The organism is Streptomyces boncukensis (assembly GCF_011045075.1).
In the GTDB taxonomy this organism is placed as follows: domain Bacteria; phylum Actinomycetota; class Actinomycetes; order Streptomycetales; family Streptomycetaceae; genus Streptomyces; species Streptomyces boncukensis.
The window spans coordinates 1-1780 of record NZ_JAAKZZ010000888.1 but is presented as its reverse complement, the minus strand read 5'-3'; the positions used below and the strand labels follow the sequence as shown (position 1 = coordinate 1780).

The following is a 1780-nucleotide window of genomic DNA, read 5'->3' as shown; positions in this document are numbered from 1 at the left end:
CTGGGGCCTGTGGGACCAGGCCAGCGACATGACGGGCACCATGGGCGACGAGGACCGCTCCCGCCTCGCACGCGGCGGCGTCCGCCCACTGTCCGTCGAGGACGGGCTCGCCCTCTTCGATCTCGCGCGTGCCGCCGACCGCCCGGACCTCGTGCCGATCCGTCTCGACCTGCGCGCCCTGGCCGCGAGCGGGCCCGTACCGGAGCTGCTGCGGGGCCTGGTCCGTGGAGTGACCCGGCGTACGGCGGGCGGCTCCGCCGTCGCCCCCGACGGACTGCGGGATCGGCTCGTCCGACTGGCCCGCACGGACCAGCACGCCCTGGTGCTCGACTTGGTGCGTACGCAGGCTGCCTCCGTCCTCGGGCACGCGGGCCCGGAGGCGGTCGAGCCGGAGCGCGCCTTCCGCGACCTGGGCTTCGACTCGCTGGCCGCGGTGGAGTTCCGTAACCGGTTCAACGAGGTCACGGGGCTGCGGCTGCCCGCGACGCTGGTTTTCGACTACCCGACACCGGTCGTGCTGGCCGACTATCTGCTGGGTGAGCTGTCGGGTTCGGCGGACGGCGAGGGGGAGCGGGCCCTGGTCCCGGCTGCCGGCGGTGAGGGTGAGCCGATCGCGATTGTCGGTATGGCCTGTCGCTATCCGGGCGGGGTGTCCTCGCCGGAGGAGCTGTGGCGGCTGGTGGCCGAGGGGCGGGACGCCATCTCCGACTTCCCCGCCGACCGCGGCTGGGACATCGACCGGCTCTTCGACCCCAGCGGCGAGCGTCCCGACAGCATCTACGTACGCGAAGGGGGCTTCCTCCACGACGCGGGTGACTTCGACGCCGAGTTCTTCGGGATCAGTCCGCGCGAGGCGCTGTCGATGGACCCGCAGCAGCGGCTGCTGCTGGAGAGCGCGTGGGAGGCGCTGGAGCGGGCGGGCATCGACCCGGCGACGCTGCGCGGCAGCGCGACCGGCGTCTTCACCGGTGTGATGCACCACGACTACGCGTACAGCAGCAACTCGGGAGCCATTGCTTCCGGCCGCGTCTCCTACGCCCTGGGCCTGGAGGGTCCGGCGGTGACGGTGGACACGGCGTGTTCGTCGTCGCTGGTGGCGCTGCACTGGGCGATCCAGGCGCTGCGCTCGGGGGAGTGCTCGCTGGCCCTGGCGGGCGGCGTGACGGTGATGTCCACCCCCGAGACGTTCGGCTACTTCAGCGAACAGCGGGGTCTGGCCCGGGACAGCCGCTGCAAGTCCTTCGCCGACGGCGCCGACGGCACAGCCCTGGGTGAGGGTGTGGGGATGTTGCTGGTGGAGCGGTTGTCGGATGCGGAGCGGTGGGGGCATCGGGTGTTGGCGGTGGTGCGGGGTTCTGCGGTGAATCAGGACGGTGCGTCGAATGGTCTGACGGCGCCGAACGGCCCATCCCAGCAGCGGGTGATCCGCCAGGCCCTGGCGGGCGCCGGGCTCGAACCGCACGAGGTCGACACGGTGGAGGCGCATGGGACGGGGACGGCGCTGGGTGATCCGATCGAGGCGCAGGCGCTGATCGCCACCTACGGGCAGGACCGTCCGGAGGGCCGGCCGTTGTGGCTGGGTTCGATCAAGTCGAACATCGGACATACGCAGGCCGCCGCCGGAGTCGCCGGGGTCATCAAGATGGTGGAGGCGATGCGGCACGGCAGACTGCCGAAGTCGTTGCATGTGGATGAGCCGACGCCGGAGGTGGATTGGTCGGCGGGTGCGGTGGAGTTGTTGGCGGAGGCGCGGGAGTGGCCGGTGGGGGAGGGTGTGCGG

1 protein-coding gene is annotated in these 1780 nt (G+C 72.0%); it reads left to right on the top strand.

Translation table 11 applies throughout. The features are described from left to right. Nucleotides 1–1780, top strand: a 1780-nt coding sequence (locus G5C65_RS36720) for a type I polyketide synthase (protein WP_241266325.1), incomplete at both ends; no start/stop codon positions are given.